Origin of the sequence: Paraburkholderia sp. RL17-381-BIF-C (assembly GCF_046026435.1) — a bacterium.
Classification (GTDB): domain Bacteria; phylum Pseudomonadota; class Gammaproteobacteria; order Burkholderiales; family Burkholderiaceae; genus Paraburkholderia.
In genome coordinates this window covers 1-580 of record NZ_JARESX010000218.1, presented here as the reverse complement: position 1 = coordinate 580, position 580 = coordinate 1, and the positions used below count along the sequence as shown (strand labels likewise).

Below are 580 nucleotides of genomic sequence, written 5' to 3'. Positions count from 1 at the left end.
TCCAGGACATGCAAGCTCGACGTCACAAGCAATACGCCTGGCGGAATGGGCAACTATGCGTGTATTAACGACCTCGCACTAATTGATCAGTGGTGCAGCTCAACCGAAACCCCGCCTGACGATACCTGCCCGGTGGCGGACCCGGTGTTTCCGGCAAATGGAGTTGTCACGCTTTCTGAAACTGACTTTGCTAGCGGCGATACGTCGCCGCTTGTGTTCAGTCGTAGCTATTTTTCGAAGCCGTTCGACAAAACCCAGACGGCGATGGGGGGCTATTGGGTCAGCAACTGGCAGCGAAGGCTTGATCTGACCGCAGCCAATGCGAGCACCCCAAAGATCTCCGCTTACCGGAGTAACGGGCAGCCTCTGATATTCAAGTGGGTTAATGGAGCGTGGGCGGTGCCAGGAACGTCGGGTCTCGCCCTGACGAAAGCTGGCGATGGTTACTTCCACCTGAAAGACGAACGGATCGGTACGACGGAAACGTACTCGGTCAGCACAGGTCTGTTCCACTCCGAGACGACCCGCACAGGTATGTACCGCGAGGTTCAGTACGTCGGACAAAGGATTGATTCAATTG

1 protein-coding gene is annotated in these 580 nt (G+C 55.9%); it reads left to right on the top strand.

Going from position 1 to position 580, the window contains the following annotated elements:
• Positions 1 to 45: 45 nt before the first annotated feature.
• Positions 46 to 580 (top strand): DUF6531 domain-containing protein (locus P0D70_RS36770; protein ID WP_408188129.1); only part of this gene is annotated, 535 nt, incomplete at its 3' end.